Genomic DNA, 14,370 nt, shown 5'->3' on the forward strand with positions numbered 1-14,370 from the left:
AAGCTGAAGCACTTCCGGCGCATCGCCACCCGATACGACAAGCTTGCCAGGAACTTTCTTGCTGCCATCGCACTGGCGGCGTCACGCCTCTGGCTCAGGCATTATGAGTCCACTACCTAGCCCGCACAGGCCGAAATTTCGCACACCACGCGGCTCCACGCGAAGTCGCACTGACTTGCGCGGCCTACGGAAAGGCAGAAAGGGGCCGGTGGATAACCGGCCCTTTCTCGACCGTAGCCGTTTAGTACTTGGCGACGACCGGCGCCTTGCCGACCGGAGCCTTGCCGTACATGGTGCACCCAGCCGCGCTCAGGAGAGTGAGCACCGCCACGGTAGCCATCAGACACTTCTTCATTGGGAGCCCCCAGGTGAATCAACGGGCCGACGTTAAAGAGGGATCGCACAGCCCACTAGTGCATTATTGCCACAGTTCGTTAACTAAATAACCAACTTCCAGAGCTTTCCACTGCGTCCTGGCACGCCGGATTCACCGACCGTCAATCTGCTGCCCGCAGGGGCGGCTTTTGGCCGGTCCCCGGCACCGGAGCGGACGGGCTGCGCAGACCGCGGCACAGTGGGGAAACAGCCGACCGCCGCGTTTTCCGCCTTTGCGCGACCGGGCGGGATCGTGAGACAGATAGGCCGGGCTGGAGCAGACGGGCTGCCCCGGCCGGCCGCGTGAATAGATTACCGCCGATGCGCTCTCGTCTCGCCTTTGCCATCCTCTTTGGCCTCACGGCTGTCGCGCCCGCCTCCGACATTTCAGTCCGCGACTATCTCAGCGACGACACCCTGCTCCATATGGGGCGATACCGGTTCGACAACGGCCGAATCCTGAACTTGTCGGTCGGCATCGGCAGCGGCGCGTTTCGTCATCCCGACGATCCGCCGAACGTGATCTGGACCGTCGGAGACCGCGGCCCGAACATCGCGTGCAGCGATTTCAAGGCCATTGCGCATGCCGAGCTTGCCGCCTGCCGCGAGGTCAGGAACGGCCGCATCTATCTGACCCCCGCCTACGCGCCCTCGATCTACCGGGTGATGCTGACCGAGACCGGCACGTTCCGCATCACCGACGTCATCACCGTCAAGGATCGCGACGGCGCCCCGCTATCCGGCCTGCCCAATCCGCTGCGCAGCGCCACGACAGAAATCCCGCTCGACGGCCGCGGGCGAAGGCTGGATCAGGACATTGGCGGCATCGATGCCGAAGCGATCGTGCGGCTGACCGACGGCACCTTCTGGATTGCCGACGAGAATGCACCGTCGATCCTGCATGTCTCGGTCGACGGCCGCGTCATCGCCCGCCATGTGCCGCGGGGCACCGAGGCTGAATTCACCGGCGCCAATTACGATGTCGTCGGCACGCTGCCGGCGATTCTGGCCAAACGTCAGCTCAATCGCGGCATCGAAGCCCTGGCGGTTTCCGACGACGAGCGGCACCTGTATTTCATCATGCAGAGCCCGCTCGCCAATCCGGATACGGCAGCATACCGCGTCTCGCGCAACGTGCGTTTGTTCAAGCTGGAGCGCACCTCGATGCAGATGGTCGGAGAATATGTCTATGAATTGGACGAGCCGAAAACCTTCCGGCGCGACCCCTCGAACAATCAATCCGACCCGCGCATCAGCGCCATGGTCCTGACCGGCGCAGACCGTCTGCTGGTGATCGAACGGACCGAAGCAACCACCAAGCTCTACGAGATCGACCTGGGCAATGCGACCGACATTCTCAATACCCCATGGGACGATGCCAAGACCCTGCCGACGCTCGAGCAGAGTCATCTGGCCGACGTTATGATCACCCCGGCGAGGAAGACATTGCGGTTCGACACTGCGGACTTTCCGAAAATTGCCGGCAAGACCGAGGGCCTCGCCCGTCTGCCCGACGACGCGTTTGTGTTGATCAACGATGACGATTTCGGCATCGGCGGCGCCCGGACCCAGCTTGTCGTGCTGCGCGGCCTGAAACTCGGCGAACCCTGATCCGGAAAGGATCGATCATGCGTACCCACAGGATCGCCGCGATCGGCGGTGACGGCATCGGCCCCGAAGTCATCGCCGCGGGCCTTGATGTCCTATCAGCCTGCGCGCAACGCGACGGCGGCTTTGCGCTCAATGTGACACATTTCGACTGGGGTTCGGATCATTACCGCAAGCACGGCGTCATGATGCCAGACGGCGGCGCCGACCTCTTGCGCAAGTTCGACGCGATCTATTTCGGCGCGGTCGGCGCGCCCGACATCCCGGACCACATCACGCTATGGGGCTTGCGGCTCGCAATCTGCCAGCCGCTCGATCAATACGCCAATGTGAGGCCGACCCGCGTGCTGCCCGGCATCACGAGCCCCTTGCGCCATGTCAGCGGACCCGAACTTGACTGGGTGATCGTGCGCGAGAATTCGGAAGGCGAATATGCGGGTGTCGGCGGACGCGTCCATCAGGGGTTGCCAGAAGAGGTCGCGACCGATGTGTCGATGTTCACACGGGCCGGCGTGACGCGGATCATCCGCTTCGCCTTCGATCTGGCGCGGTCGCGTCCGCGCAAGCGTCTCACCGTTGTCACCAAGTCGAACGCGCAGCGCCACGGCATGGTGATGTGGGACGACATCGCCGCCGACGTTGCGCGCGATTATCCCGACGTGACTTGGGACAAGATGCTGGTTGACGCCATGACCATGCGCATGACGTTGCGCCCCGCAACGCTCGATACCATCGTCGCCACCAATCTGCATGCCGATATTCTGTCCGACCTTGCGGCGGCGCTCGCCGGATCGCTCGGCATCGCGCCGACCGCAAACCTCAATCCCGAACGCCATACTCCCTCGATGTTCGAGCCGATCCACGGCTCGGCCTTCGATATCACCGGCAAGGGCATCGCCAATCCGATCGGCGCGTTCTGGACCGGCGTGATGATGCTCGATCATCTCGGCGAAACGGCCGCCGCCGCACGCCTGATGAAAGCGATCGAACGCGTCACCGCCGATCCTGCGCTGCATCCGCCCGACCTCGGCGGCAAGGCGACCACGCGGCAGGTTACGGACGCCGTCATGCGCGCGATCGAGACGGAGAATCATTAGCCGTCATCCCGGGACGTCGCGAAGCAACGGACCCGAAATCCAACCACGGCACCCGACAAGCGAAGATGGATTCCGGGTTTACGCGCTCCGCGCGTGCCCCGAAATCGCGAGCGTCTAATCCGCCACCAGCACCTGCCGGCACTCCGCAGGCAGATCGGCCATGGTCATGTGCTTGCGCGGCCGGTCGGCGGGCGGTTCGGGCGGCGCGAGTATCTTCGGCTGGAACCAATAGGCGAGCTCGGCGCCGCAGCCGTCGCCTTCGCCGATCGGCGGCTGCGGCTTGCAGGTCGGCGAGTCCTTGGGGCAGCCGATGCGCACATGGAAATGATAATTGTGCCAGTACCACGGACGCACTTTCGCAAGCCACGAGCGGTCGCCGCGCGCATCGCGGCACAGCGCCTTCTTGATCGCTGCATTGACCAGGATGCGCTCGACCGCCGGATCTTCCGCAGCGGCGCGGATGATGCCGACATGGCCCGGCGTCCAGATTTGCGGATCGACATCGAGCTTGTCGGCGCGCACCACATTGGTCGCCGACATTTCCTCGCGCTCCAGCCGTGTCAATTCGCGATTCGGCATCGGCGTCAGCCAGATATCGGCATCGAGCCCCACTTGATGGCTGGCATGGCCGGTCAGCATCGGGCCGCCGCGCGCCTGCGCCAGATCGCCGACCAGAAGTCCGTTCCAGCCGACCGAGGGCGCCTTTTCCGCAAGCCGTTCGAGAAATGCGATCAGCTCCGGGTGGCCCCAGTTGCGGTTTCGTGACAGCCGCATGACCTGCCAGTTCTTGCCGTTCACCGGCAGCGCAATTCCGCCGGCGAGGCAGCCGCGCGTATAGAAGCCGATGGCGCGGGCCTGCAGATTGGCCGGTGTTTGCTTGCGGCCGAACAGATCCTTGGCGGGAGTCTTCGGATCGTTCGGATTGGCGAGCGGCGGCAGCGGCTTGGGGTCGACGCTGCCTTTCTCCTGTGCAGCGGCTGCACCGTTCAGCCACAGTGTCGCTGCAAACGCCAATGTGAACGAAAGCACCCGCATCGGAGTGACCCCCTTAACGGTATCTTGGGCAGGAGATTTTACAGTCTCGAATTGAGTCTGGAAGCGCGTTTGTACAGGATCGAGGCTGAGTCTGCCGGATTGAGGTTTGTCATGCGTCCCTTTGCCGCCTTTGCCGCCGGGACAGCCTTCGCTGCCGGCCTGGCCTGCTCCGCCGCGCAGGCCGAGATTGTGATCCGGGTGGACAAGTCGGCACAGCGGATGGCGGTGATCGTGGACGGCGTGCCGACCCACAGCTTCGTGGTGTCCACCGGCCTTGCGGGCGGACCGCCGAACGGCACCTACAGGCCGCAGCGGCTGGAGCGGACCTGGCATTCGCGTCTCTACAACATGGCGCCGATGCCTTACTCGATCTTCTTCCACGGCCATTACGCCATTCACGGCACCGACCAGATCAAGCGGCTGGGCCGGCGCGCCTCGAAGGGCTGCGTGCGGCTGCATCCGCGCGACGCCGCCGTGCTGTTCAACCTCGTGAAGAAGCAGGGCATGGCGAAAACGCGGATCGTCATCGAGCCGTCAAGCGCGCGCGCCGGAGAGCCAGCGGCGAAGACCGCGGAGTCCGCCAAGGCACCGTCTGCCGCGGCCAAAGTGGAATAGGGACCACGGGTCCTGGCGGCGTTACAATCCGCGCTCAGGGCGCTTTTCTTCGCCATTCGTCCGCACCCTTGTTGGATCGTTCGGCTTCGGCAGCGAGCCATAAGCACAGACACGCTCTCCGACGTTCTGCATGCTGTCCGCCTCACCGCTGCAGTGTTCATCGAGCCGCATGCGGAAGCCCCGGCGCTGGTGCCAGCTTGGGCCTGCGCGATGGAAGCCTCGAATTTTCGATGAAAGAACGCCGCCCGTGACCTGCGCCGGGGGCATCGTGCGCGGCGAGACGCGGAACGGACGGAGCCACAGCGCCCTCCGGCTCCGCACTCGCGGCGCATCGAAGCGAGCCGCTCAGGCCTTTTTCTTCTTCGCGACCTTGGCGGCCTTGACCGTCTTGGTGGTATCGATGACCGCTGCGCCGGGGCCGTTCTTCAGCACCGACTTGATCAGATTGTTTGCCGCAGCCTTTGACGCATAACCTTCCGATGCGAACATCTTCTCGCCGTTCGGCGCCTTGAAACGGACGCGGAATTCGCCCGCACGGTCCTTATAAATTTCGAATGCGTACGGCATGTGCCCTCCGTTGGTGATTTGCGCCGTGCAGGGTCGAAGCGCCTGCGTGCGAAGTCAAGTCCTGAACATCGCTTTGATCCTGCAACAGCGTCGGCTCATGGTCATGTCGCCGCCGAATCAGTCAAGCTCGGCTTGCGCCGTTCGATGTCCGGCGCATCATCGCCTGCAGCAGGAGAGCACCATGACCGGCGACGGCTCGTCCAAAGCGTCACGTCACCCTGACACGTGCGGATGCCGTCTGCCGAGCCGCCGCTTCGTACTCGCGGGCCTCGCAGCGGCGGCGCTGATGCCATCGTCCGGCTTTGCCGCCGATGCCGCCTTGCCGGACGCGCAGGACGAGCGCTTCATGCGCATGGCGATCGACGAAGCGCGGCGCGCCGACTTTCCGTTCGGCGCGGTGATCGTGCGCAACGGCAAGGTGATCGCGCGCGGACGCAATCTTGGCCGCACCGAGCGCGATCCGACTGCGCATGGCGAGATGGTCGCAATCCGCCGCGCGCTGGCCGCGCATGGACCGAAAGCGCTGCGCGGATCGACGCTTTACACCTCGGGCGAACCTTGCGCGATGTGCATGGGGGCGATCATCTGGTGCCATTTCGGCCGTCTGGTCTTTGCGGCCTCGGTCGACCAGCTCGCCACCGTGATCGACCAGATCATGGTCCCGGCCGCCGAAATCGCAGCCCGCTCAAGGTTCGCGCCGATCGAGATCAAAGGCGGCGTGCTGGCGGACGAGGCGATGGCGCTGTTCAAAAAGCCGGGCTGAGGCGCGCAGCCGCAGCGCAGTAGCCGGATAACACCCGCAACCGTCCTCCCCGGCGATAATGCCTGCAAGGCCGCACAGGCCAGAACCAACAGGCAAGGGAGAACGACCATGGCGGGCAAGCGCATCCTGATGATCGTCGGCGATTTCGGCGAGGACTACGAGATCATGGTGCCGTTTCAGGCGCTGCAGGCGGTTGGCCACAGCGTCGATGCGGTGTGTCCCGGCAAGAAGCCGGGCGAAAGCATCGCCACCTCGATCCACGACTTCGAGGGCCAGCAGACCTATTCGGAAAAGCGCGGCCACAATTTCGCGCTGAACGCCGACTTCGCCGCGACCAGGGCCGAAGACTACGACGCACTGGTGATTCCCGGCGGCCGCGCCCCGGAATATCTGCGCCTCAATCCGGACGTGGTCGCCATGGTTCGCCACTTCTTCGACGCCAAGAAGCCGGTGGCGGCCATTTGCCACGGCGCGCAATTGCTGGCGGCCGCCGGCGTGCTCAAGGACCGGCAATGTTCGGCCTATCCCGCCTGCCGTCCGGACGTCGAACTGGCCGGCGGACATTTTGCCGACATCGCCATCGACGCCGCCCATACCCACGATTTTCTGGTCACCGCACCGGCCTGGCCGGCGCATCCGGCCTGGCTCAGCCAGTTCCTCGCCGTCCTCGGCACCCGCATCAGCCACGAGCAGGTGCGAGCAGCCGCATGAGACATTGACGGCGGCGCCGCGCGCGGCCGACACTTGCTGCCGGCGCGCAACCCGCGCGGCATGGAGGTGGCGATGTGCCGGATTTTCATCGGCGCCGATCCGGCGCTCTACCGTGCGCAGACGCGCTCGCTGCGTCTGCATCGCGTCTCGACCAGCATCCGCCTGGAAGCGATGTTCTGGCAGGTGCTGGAGGAGATCGGCGCGCGCGACGGCATGACGGTCAATCAGCTGATTGCGAAACTCTACGATGAGCTTGCCGAGACCGGCGCCGACCTGTCGAACTTCGCCTCGTTCCTGCGCGTCTGCTGCACGCGCTATCTGGCGCTGACCGCATCGGGCCATATTCCCTCAGACCTCTCGGTGCCGATCCGCGACCTCGATGCCGACTTTGTGCTGGCAGGGGAGCGGACGCGGGCGCGGAGCGGCCGGCGAAACGCGCAGCCCGACCGCGCGGCTTGAGCGGGACGCGCGTCGTCGCTCCTGTTGTTTGATGGCGCGGAGAACGCCGATCCCTTTTTTCATTCTCTCACGAAGAGAGATGAAGCGCCGGGAGGCGCCAGGGTGCTGGCGAGGCACCCTTTGGCGGGGATTGACGCACCCCGCCGCGCGCCTCGGAAGAAAAGCCACGACGCGTTCGCAGCCTCTCTCCGGAGGCGCGCGAGCCCTTGGCGCAAGGGCCCGGCGCCTCCCGGCGCTCCATCAAGCGAGATGGTGGGTAGCAGATGATAGGAATAAAGTCAATATGTGCCTTCCAGAAGGCTCGGCTATGATTATCTCCCTTCGGGAGATTTCGATTTGCCGACAATCGCCTACTTTCTCGGTATCGCCATCGCGATGTATCATCGCGACCACAATCCGCCGCATATTCACGTTATCTATGCGGGCTATGAGGCGTTGATTGCCATCGACGATGCCCGCGTGTTGCGCGGGAAATTACCGCCGACTGTGATGCTGATTATCCGGCGATGGGTGACGATGCGCCGCGCAGAATTGATCGCCAACTGGGAACGTGCGCAACGACACGAGACGCTGGAGCGAATTCCGGGACCCGACGACGATGCTGATTAAGGTGCGAAAGGCGAAGGTTCTCGGCGACTATCGGCTGGCCGTCGAGTTTTCCGATGACACAATCGGTGAACGGGACTTCTCGTTCATCAAATCCGAAAGCGGCCCGATGCTGGAGCCACTCAAAGACCCGGCCTATTTCCGGCGTGTTTTTGTCGAGGACGGCGTTCTAACCTGGCCGAACGGGTATGATTGGGATCCCATCGCGCTGCACGATGAAATGAAGGAGGCCGGGGAGTTACGGCCGGTCGGAGATGCGGCGGAGTAGCGGTCGCCACTTGAGCGAAACGCCATACGGCCTCGCTCCCCACAGCGATACGATCCCATTTCTGCGCTGGTGCCGCATAAGGTCTGCAAAGGTCTTTCCCCGCAATCTAGCGGCTGATATCGAAATGTTCGCATTTTTTCGGCGAGCCAAACTTGCGAAACAGGTAGCTTACAGCATCGGACAACTTATCGACATGTTGTCAATCGGTTCAGAGACGACTGGGCCGCAAACGCCCGAGCGACTACTTCGAAAGCTTGCGTCACAATTTCGGGAAGAAGAAAACGGCCACACTCGGATTCTGTTAGCGCTGGTGCCTATAGTCGATCAGGAACAACTGCCGCTCAGCTTGATGATGGAGCCTGATGAAAAGCAAGTCCTTATGATTTGAAGGCGGCGAGAAATATGCTGGATTCAGCCTAACGTGCAGCATTCCGCCTAAAGCGATCATAATCGATCTTCAGCACCACAATATCACGCCAGAAGCTCGGCTTCTCTACGCAGCCTGCAAAACGATGCCGCACGCCGTACAAGCCTCCGATTTTCGCTGAAGAAGATTTTTTTCGTTTGAATACTATGTTTCTACCGCAGCATTTGGCGGTCATAGCTTGCACAACACTACCGTTGCACCCACACGGCATTAGGCAGCTTCAGTCAGCACTTCCGGCGAAAGCTGCGCGCGCGCGTCGAGCAGTTCAATGCCGACAATGCGGCCTTCCGCGTCGTAATCGAACACCACGCCCGGGGCCACTTCGGCACTCTCAAGGATGTCCTGCTGCGACAGGCGGATATAGGCCGCATTGTCTTCAGGGCTATATTTGACTTTCGGGGTCATGACGGTCTCTGCGCGTTCGAAGAATATCGTCAATATACGAATTTCATGTTCGGCCTCTGCGCAGGCCACCCTGAGTACACGGTCACCAAACTCAGGGATTCGGCGAAACCGGCGTTCCACCCCCGGGCGAAACGGGTCGGGACGAGACCAGTCCGGTTGCCTCACTGTCCTTTCGATCCAGCTTCGATCGAGCCTGCGCTCCAGAATAACGTCTTCGGCGTGCCTTGTGAACCGCAGGGATTTGGGGTCCGCCATGCTGCGCCTGCGCTGAACCGGTTACGTATCCACCTTCAGCGCCGCGATGAAGGCCTCCTGCGGGATGTCCACCTTGCCGTACTGGCGCATCTTCTTCTTGCCTTCCTTCTGCTTCTCCAGAAGTTTGCGCTTGCGCGTGGCGTCGCCGCCGTAGCATTTCGCGGTCACGTCCTTGCGCAGCGCGCGTACGGTCTCGCGCGCGATCACCTTGCCGCCGATCGCTGCCTGGATCGGCACCTGGAACATGTGCGGCGGGATCAGCTCCTTCAGCTTCTCCACCATGGCGCGGCCGCGGCCCTCGGCGCGGGTCTTGTGCACCAGCATCGCCAGCGCATCGACCGGCTCGCCGTTGACAAGAATCTGCATCTTGACGAGATCGGACGGACGATAGTCGGTCAGGTGATAGTCGAACGACGCATAGCCCTTCGACACCGATTTCAGCCGGTCGTAGAAATCGAACACCACCTCGTTGAGCGGCAGGTCGTATTTCACCATGGCGCGATTGCCGACATAGGTCAGCTCTTTCTGGTTGCCGCGCCGGTCCTGGCAGAGCTTCAGCACCGAGCCGAGATACTCGTCGGGTGTCAGAATCGTCGCCTCGATCCAGGGCTCCTGGATCTCCTCGATCTTCACCACATCCGGCATGTCGACCGGATTGTGGATTTCGAGCTGGGTGCCGTCGGTCTGCGTGATCTTGTAGATCACGCTCGGCGCGGTCGCGATCAGGTCGAGATTGAATTCGCGCTCCAGCCGCTCCTGGATGATTTCCAGATGCAACAAGCCCAGAAAGCCGCAGCGGAAGCCGAAGCCGAGCGCGGCGCTCGTCTCCATCTCGAATGAGAAGCTCGCATCGTTCAGCCGCAGCTTGCCCATCGCCGCGCGCAGGTCTTCGAATTGCGCGGCATCGACAGGAAACAGGCCGCAGAATACCACCGGAATCGCCGGCTTGAAGCCGGGCAGCGGCTCGGCCACCGGCTTGCGCGCATCGGTGATGGTGTCGCCGACGCGGGTGTCGGCCACCTCCTTGATCGAGGCGGTGAGGAAGCCGATCTCGCCGGGGCCGAGTTCGGCGACTTCGACCTTCTTCGGCGTGAACACGCCGACCCGGTCGACATCGTAGACCGCACCCGTGCCCATCATCTGGATGCGATCGCCTTCCTTCAGCGTGCCGTCGACAATGCGCACCAGCACGATGACGCCGAGATAGGGATCGTACCAGGAATCCACCAGCAGCGCCTTCAGCGTGCCATTGCGGTCGCCCTTCGGCGCCGGCAGGCGATTGACGATCGCTTCCAGCACATCGGGAATGCCGATGCCGGTCTTGGCCGAAATCGGGATTGCGTCGGACGCATCGATGCCAATCACGTCCTCGATCTGCTGCTTGACCTTTTCCGGCTCGGCGGCCGGCAGGTCCACCTTGTTGAGGACCGGCACGATCTCGTGGTTGTTGTCGATCGCCTGATAGACATTGGCGAGCGTCTGCGCCTCCACCCCTTGCGAGGCATCGACCACAAGGAGCGAGCCCTCGCAGGCGGCGAGCGAGCGGTTCACCTCATAGGCGAAATCGACATGCCCGGGCGTGTCGATCAAATTAAGAATATATTCCTTTCCGTTCAGCGCCCGGTGGCGCAGGCGCACGGTTTGCGCCTTGATGGTGATGCCGCGCTCGCGCTCGATGTCCATCGAGTCGAGCACCTGCTCCTTGCCCGCCATCTCCCGCGCGTCCATCGCCCCGGTGAGCTGAATCAGCCGGTCGGCAAGCGTGGACTTGCCGTGGTCGATATGCGCGACGATGGAAAAATTGCGGATATTGTCGATGGTTGCCGCTGTCATGGCGGGCGGGATAGCATTGCGGGAATTGGGCGACAAGCAACGATAACAGGCCCGGCCCGGGGCATGTGGGAGGCACTTGGAGTGGCGACGATCCGGCCCGCGACGGAAGCCGATCTGCCCGCGATTCTGGCGATCTATAACGACGCCGTCATGAAAACCACGGCGATCTGGAACGAGGCGCCGTCCGATCTGGAAGGGCGCCGCATCTGGTTTGAGCGGCGGCAGCGGCTGGGTTTCCCGGTGCTGGTGGCGGACGAGGACGGCGTTCTGGGCTACGGCAGCTTCGGCGAGTTCCGCCCCTTCGAGGGCTACCGGCACACGGTTGAGCATTCCGTCTATGTGCTGGACCAAGCACAGGGCAAAGGCCTTGGCCGCATGCTGCTATCCGCGCTGATCGACGAGGCCCGGCGCCTGGGCAAACGGGTCATGATCGGGGCGATCGACGCCTCGAATTATGCCTCGCTGGCGTTGCACGAGAATATGGGCTTCGAGGAAGCGGGGCGGCTGCCCGGCGTCGGCGAGAAATTCGGCAAACGGCTCGATCTTGTGCTGGTGCAGCTGACGCTGTGAGGCCCTGCAGGCGCATCAGAATCGTGTGGTCAGCTCGGTCAGCCAGGCCGGCGATGCCTCGACCAGAAATGCCTCCACCCGCTTGTCGAGGCCGGTGACGATCAGCACGCCGGTCGTCACCAGGATCGCGCCCATGACCGCCTTGCCGCCGCTGCCAGCGGCCAGCATACGGCCGCGCCAGCGCGCCAGAGCTTCACGCGACATCATGCCGATTGCCAGCAGCGGCAGCGCCGCACCGATCCCGAATGCGAACATGGTGAGCGCGACGGTGCCGAGATTTTCCGCGCGCGCAGCGAGGAGCGAGGCTGCGCCAAGGGTTGGCCCCACACACGGACTCCAGACCGCACCCAGCAGCACGCCGACGCCGAATTGCTTGCCAAGTCCCCGGCCGCGAAGTTCTCCCGTCTGCGCCTGCGCCCAGTTGCCCACCGGCCCCGCCGCCGCGGCAAGCCTCATCTGCAAGCGCGGAACCAGCAATGCGCCACCGATAGCGATCAGAAGCAGCGCGGCAATCGCACGGAAGATGTCCTGGTCGAGACCCAGCGAGAAGCCGACGGTCGCGACGAACAATCCTATGGTCACAAAGGACAGCGCAAGCCCCGCGGCGAGCGCCGCGGGCCCGTAGCGATGCTCGCCCGTCGCCGCACCGATCACGATCGGAACCAGCGGCAGCACGCACGGCGACAGGATCGACAACAGCCCGGCCAGGAATGCGAGCCCGATACCCGCCATGGCCGGTCAGAGCGCCTTCGCAACCAGAGCCTCGATGGACGCCGGATTGGTATCCGCGACCGAACGGCCGGCTTCCTGCTTGCCCTTGAACACGATCAGTGTGCTCTGGCGTTGCACGTTGAGCTTGCGCAGTACGTCCTTCTGCGAATCGTAATCGACATTGAATGCGACCAGATTCTTGAAGCGCGGATCGCTCATCAATTTCGACAGGATCGGTGCCTGGGCGCGGCAGGTCGGGCACCAGGGAGCGGACACGTCGATCAGAATCGGCTTGCCCTGCGCCTGCGCCGCTTCGAATGCTGCCGCGGTGAAAGGCTTTTTGTCTGCCGCGAGCGCGGGAGAGGCGAAAGGCAGCGCGAGGCAAAGGCCGAGCACACCAAGGAATTGACGTTTGTCGAGCATCGCGATTTCACCCTGTCAAGATGTTGCACAAGCCGCGGGTCATGTTCGGCGGCATCTCCTGATTTCGGCGGATGGGCTCCAAACGTTACGCCTGCCTCACTTCAAGAAAATGTGAGCCACGGGACCGCGCTCAGCGCCGGTGCTTTCCGGCATCCCAGCCCTGCGCAGCCAGATGGGCCTCGCCGAAATGCAGCGGTTCGTCTTCCAAAGGGGTGGCGAACGTGTCGTTCCAGCGATTGAGGAATCCGAACAGCGCGATCACGCCGACGATTTCCACGATCTGCTCCTCGCTCCAATGCTTGCGGAGTTCCGTGAACATTTCGTCGGTCACAGCATTGGGAACGCAACCCGCTGCGACCGCGACATCGAGTGCGGCGCGTTCGGCGGCCGTATAGAGCGGGCTCGTCTGGTAGCTCCAGACCTCGTCGAGCTTTTGCTGATCGACGCCGAGTTTGGACGCACCTTCTGCCGTATGCGCCATGCAGTATTTGCAGCCGGCCGAGCGGCTCGCGACATGCGAAATCAACCGTTTCAGTTTCAGATCGACCTTGCTGTCCGAGCGCCAGATGGCGGCCGACATCTGCGCGAACGCGCGGGTCAGCGCAGGATCGCGCTGCATGATCAGCATGGAATTCGGGATGAAGCCCATGCGCGCGATCGCGCCATCGAATTGGGCCTTCAGTTCAGGCGTGGTTTCCGGCGGCAAAGGTGCAAGGCGCGGCGGCGGCAGCGTGCGTTGATCCATGCTGGGTTCCTCCCGATGCTGAGCCTATAACAAAACACGGCGCCGGTGGACTGGCATTGTTGTGAATCACCGGCGGCCCGCTCAGATCGCCGGTTTCGAGACAGGCGAGCGCGCGGCCGTCTTTGGCGATACGTCCATGATCACATCTTCTCGCCGGGCAGCTTGCTTGCCTGCTTCACCCAGTCCGCAAATTGCGCCTCGTCGAACCCGTCCTCGTAAATGTCGAGATAGCGCACCTCCGTCTGCTTCGAGGCGCCGGGCGGCACCGGGTCGAGCGAAGCCCCGCGGAAGAATGCGACCTTGATGTATTTCGCGAAGACATGGAAGCTGAGGAAATAGTGGTTCTCCTCGACGCCGTAGAATGGCGAATTCCATTTCACCGCCTTCTCCACGCCGGGAACGGCGCGCGCGATCAGCGCGTCGATGCGGCGGCCGGCATCGCGCTTCCAGTCCGGCATCGCCGCGATATAGGCCTGCACCGGCGCGTCGCCATACCCCTTCGCGATTTGCGGATTGCCGCCTGAGAGGAGCTTGGGTTGCCCGGTCTTGCTGGCGGCTTTGCGTTTCGACGCGGACTTGCTTGGCTTGCTCTTTGTCTTGGCCGGCTTTGCCACGCGCATCCCCCGTTGTCGGACCGTACCTTACATCAAACAAATGGCCGGGCATTGCCCGGCCATTCGATTTCCATCCCCCGACAAGGGAGCGTTTCCGCGAAGCAATATCAATACCGGTAGTGGTCCGGCTTGTACGGCCCTTCCACCTTCACGCCGATATAGTCGGCCTGATCCTTGGTGAGCTTGGTCAGCTTCACCCCGATCTTGTCGAGATGCAGACGCGCGACCTTCTCGTCGAGATGCTTGGGCAGCGTGTAGACTTTTTTCTGGTATTTGCCGTCCT

19 protein-coding genes and 1 pseudogene are annotated in these 14,370 nt (G+C 63.1%); 11 read left to right on the top strand and 9 right to left on the bottom strand.

Annotated elements, in window-relative coordinates; translation table 11 throughout:
- The 3 genes and pseudogenes from ACK41X_RS18815 to ACK41X_RS18825 all read left to right on the top strand — a co-directional run.
- Nucleotides 1-120, top strand: a pseudogene (locus ACK41X_RS18815) (IS5/IS1182 family transposase); the annotation flags it as partial.
- 576 nt (nucleotides 121-696) lie between these two features.
- Nucleotides 697-1,986 (top strand): esterase-like activity of phytase family protein, encoded by a 1,290-nt coding sequence (locus ACK41X_RS18820; protein WP_409726451.1) that lies wholly within the window; start codon nucleotides 697-699, stop codon nucleotides 1,984-1,986.
- Between the two features lie 17 nt (nucleotides 1,987-2,003).
- Nucleotides 2,004-3,080 (top strand): tartrate dehydrogenase, encoded by a 1,077-nt coding sequence (locus ACK41X_RS18825; RefSeq protein WP_409726453.1) that lies wholly within the window; start codon nucleotides 2,004-2,006, stop codon nucleotides 3,078-3,080.
- A gap of 114 nt (nucleotides 3,081-3,194) precedes the next feature.
- Here ACK41X_RS18825 and mepA read toward each other — a convergent pair whose 3' ends face one another.
- Nucleotides 3,195-4,115 carry a penicillin-insensitive murein endopeptidase gene (mepA, locus tag ACK41X_RS18830; protein WP_409726455.1) on the bottom strand — a complete coding sequence of 307 codons (921 nt, stop codon included), beginning with the start codon at nucleotides 4,113-4,115 and terminating at the stop codon, nucleotides 3,195-3,197.
- Nucleotides 4,116-4,226: 111 nt separating this feature from the next.
- Here mepA and ACK41X_RS18835 point away from each other — a divergent pair, with 111 nt between their 5' ends.
- Nucleotides 4,227-4,730 (top strand): L,D-transpeptidase, encoded by a 504-nt coding sequence (locus ACK41X_RS18835; protein ID WP_409726456.1) that lies wholly within the window; start codon nucleotides 4,227-4,229, stop codon nucleotides 4,728-4,730.
- A 345-nt stretch (nucleotides 4,731-5,075) separates the two neighbouring features.
- Here ACK41X_RS18835 and ACK41X_RS18840 read toward each other — a convergent pair whose 3' ends face one another.
- On the bottom strand, nucleotides 5,076-5,297 hold the full coding sequence (locus ACK41X_RS18840) for a YegP family protein (protein WP_409726458.1): 222 nt from the start codon (nucleotides 5,295-5,297) through the stop codon (nucleotides 5,076-5,078).
- A gap of 181 nt (nucleotides 5,298-5,478) precedes the next feature.
- On the opposite strand from ACK41X_RS18840, the gene ACK41X_RS18845 reads away from it, so the two are divergent.
- From ACK41X_RS18845 to ACK41X_RS18870, 6 genes are all read left to right on the top strand, one after another.
- Nucleotides 5,479-6,060 (top strand): nucleoside deaminase, encoded by a 582-nt coding sequence (locus tag ACK41X_RS18845; RefSeq protein ID WP_409726459.1) that lies wholly within the window; start codon nucleotides 5,479-5,481, stop codon nucleotides 6,058-6,060.
- Nucleotides 6,061-6,168: 108 nt separating this feature from the next.
- Nucleotides 6,169-6,771, top strand: a complete 603-nt coding sequence (locus tag ACK41X_RS18850) for a DJ-1/PfpI family protein (protein ID WP_409726460.1) — start codon at nucleotides 6,169-6,171, stop codon at nucleotides 6,769-6,771.
- A gap of 72 nt (nucleotides 6,772-6,843) precedes the next feature.
- The gene (locus ACK41X_RS18855; RefSeq protein WP_409726462.1) at nucleotides 6,844-7,230 is read left to right on the top strand and encodes a ribbon-helix-helix domain-containing protein; all 387 of its coding nucleotides are present in this window, start codon (nucleotides 6,844-6,846) and stop codon (nucleotides 7,228-7,230) included.
- A gap of 336 nt (nucleotides 7,231-7,566) precedes the next feature.
- Entirely contained in the window at nucleotides 7,567-7,839 is a 273-nt protein-coding gene (locus ACK41X_RS18860) for a DUF4160 domain-containing protein (protein ID WP_409726464.1), read from the top strand.
- Nucleotides 7,829-8,104, top strand: a complete 276-nt coding sequence (locus ACK41X_RS18865; RefSeq protein WP_409726465.1) for a DUF2442 domain-containing protein — start codon at nucleotides 7,829-7,831, stop codon at nucleotides 8,102-8,104. Before ACK41X_RS18860 ends, ACK41X_RS18865 begins: the two co-directional genes overlap by 11 nt.
- Nucleotides 8,105-8,114: 10 nt before the next feature.
- Nucleotides 8,115-8,492 (top strand): hypothetical protein, encoded by a 378-nt coding sequence (locus ACK41X_RS18870; protein WP_409726467.1) that lies wholly within the window; start codon nucleotides 8,115-8,117, stop codon nucleotides 8,490-8,492.
- A gap of 249 nt (nucleotides 8,493-8,741) precedes the next feature.
- Here ACK41X_RS18870 and ACK41X_RS18875 read toward each other — a convergent pair whose 3' ends face one another.
- Both ACK41X_RS18875 and lepA read right to left on the bottom strand, forming a co-directional pair.
- Nucleotides 8,742-9,191 carry a DUF2283 domain-containing protein gene (locus ACK41X_RS18875; protein WP_409726469.1) on the bottom strand — a complete coding sequence of 150 codons (450 nt, stop codon included), beginning with the start codon at nucleotides 9,189-9,191 and terminating at the stop codon, nucleotides 8,742-8,744.
- A gap of 21 nt (nucleotides 9,192-9,212) precedes the next feature.
- Nucleotides 9,213-11,024 (bottom strand): translation elongation factor 4, encoded by a 1,812-nt coding sequence (gene lepA, locus ACK41X_RS18880; protein WP_409726471.1) that lies wholly within the window; start codon nucleotides 11,022-11,024, stop codon nucleotides 9,213-9,215.
- A gap of 81 nt (nucleotides 11,025-11,105) precedes the next feature.
- Here lepA and ACK41X_RS18885 point away from each other — a divergent pair, with 81 nt between their 5' ends.
- A complete protein-coding gene (locus tag ACK41X_RS18885) occupies nucleotides 11,106-11,594 on the top strand; it encodes an N-acetyltransferase family protein (protein ID WP_409726473.1) in 489 nt (162 codons plus the stop codon).
- 15 nt (nucleotides 11,595-11,609) lie between these two features.
- Here the strand turns inward: ACK41X_RS18885 and ACK41X_RS18890 are convergent, their stop codons facing one another.
- The 5 genes from ACK41X_RS18890 to ACK41X_RS18910 form a co-directional block, all read right to left on the bottom strand.
- A complete protein-coding gene (locus ACK41X_RS18890; protein ID WP_409726475.1) occupies nucleotides 11,610-12,326 on the bottom strand; it encodes a cytochrome c biogenesis CcdA family protein in 717 nt (238 codons plus the stop codon).
- 6 nt (nucleotides 12,327-12,332) lie between these two features.
- Nucleotides 12,333-12,728, bottom strand: a complete 396-nt coding sequence (locus tag ACK41X_RS18895; protein ID WP_409726477.1) for a thioredoxin family protein — start codon at nucleotides 12,726-12,728, stop codon at nucleotides 12,333-12,335.
- Nucleotides 12,729-12,858: 130 nt separating this feature from the next.
- Nucleotides 12,859-13,473 carry a carboxymuconolactone decarboxylase family protein gene (locus tag ACK41X_RS18900; protein ID WP_409726479.1) on the bottom strand — a complete coding sequence of 205 codons (615 nt, stop codon included), beginning with the start codon at nucleotides 13,471-13,473 and terminating at the stop codon, nucleotides 12,859-12,861.
- Between the two features lie 140 nt (nucleotides 13,474-13,613).
- Nucleotides 13,614-13,979, bottom strand: coding sequence for a DUF1801 domain-containing protein (locus tag ACK41X_RS18905; RefSeq protein ID WP_409726480.1), 366 nt, complete (start codon nucleotides 13,977-13,979; stop codon nucleotides 13,614-13,616).
- Nucleotides 13,980-14,194: 215 nt separating this feature from the next.
- A partial coding sequence (locus tag ACK41X_RS18910) for an adenosylhomocysteinase (protein WP_409726482.1) occupies nucleotides 14,195-14,370 on the bottom strand: 176 nt, incomplete at its 5' end.

The organism is Pseudorhodoplanes sp., from assembly GCF_046289595.1.
Lineage (GTDB): Bacteria > Pseudomonadota > Alphaproteobacteria > Rhizobiales > Xanthobacteraceae > Pseudorhodoplanes.

Bases quoted from the DNA above. Each gene is read 5' to 3' on its own strand.
- ACK41X_RS18835 (WP_409726456.1), top strand. From the start codon at position 4,227: ATGCGTCCCTTTGCCGCCTTTGCCGCCGGGACAGCCTTCGCTGCCGGC.
- ACK41X_RS18845 (WP_409726459.1), top strand. From the start codon at position 5,479: ATGACCGGCGACGGCTCGTCCAAAGCGTCACGTCACCCTGACACGTGC.
- ACK41X_RS18875 (WP_409726469.1), bottom strand. From the start codon at position 9,191: ATGGCGGACCCCAAATCCCTGCGGTTCACAAGGCACGCCGAAGACGTT.
- ACK41X_RS18865 (WP_409726465.1), top strand. From the start codon at position 7,829: ATGCTGATTAAGGTGCGAAAGGCGAAGGTTCTCGGCGACTATCGGCTG.
- ACK41X_RS18895 (WP_409726477.1), bottom strand. From the start codon at position 12,728: ATGCTCGACAAACGTCAATTCCTTGGTGTGCTCGGCCTTTGCCTCGCG.
- ACK41X_RS18855 (WP_409726462.1), top strand. From the start codon at position 6,844: ATGTGCCGGATTTTCATCGGCGCCGATCCGGCGCTCTACCGTGCGCAG.
- ACK41X_RS18850 (WP_409726460.1), top strand. From the start codon at position 6,169: ATGGCGGGCAAGCGCATCCTGATGATCGTCGGCGATTTCGGCGAGGAC.
- ACK41X_RS18900 (WP_409726479.1), bottom strand. From the start codon at position 13,473: ATGGATCAACGCACGCTGCCGCCGCCGCGCCTTGCACCTTTGCCGCCG.
- ACK41X_RS18820 (WP_409726451.1), top strand. From the start codon at position 697: ATGCGCTCTCGTCTCGCCTTTGCCATCCTCTTTGGCCTCACGGCTGTC.
- ACK41X_RS18840 (WP_409726458.1), bottom strand. From the start codon at position 5,297: ATGCCGTACGCATTCGAAATTTATAAGGACCGTGCGGGCGAATTCCGC.
- ACK41X_RS18825 (WP_409726453.1), top strand. From the start codon at position 2,004: ATGCGTACCCACAGGATCGCCGCGATCGGCGGTGACGGCATCGGCCCC.
- lepA (WP_409726471.1), bottom strand. From the start codon at position 11,024: ATGACAGCGGCAACCATCGACAATATCCGCAATTTTTCCATCGTCGCG.
- ACK41X_RS18890 (WP_409726475.1), bottom strand. From the start codon at position 12,326: ATGGCGGGTATCGGGCTCGCATTCCTGGCCGGGCTGTTGTCGATCCTG.
- mepA (WP_409726455.1), bottom strand. From the start codon at position 4,115: ATGCGGGTGCTTTCGTTCACATTGGCGTTTGCAGCGACACTGTGGCTG.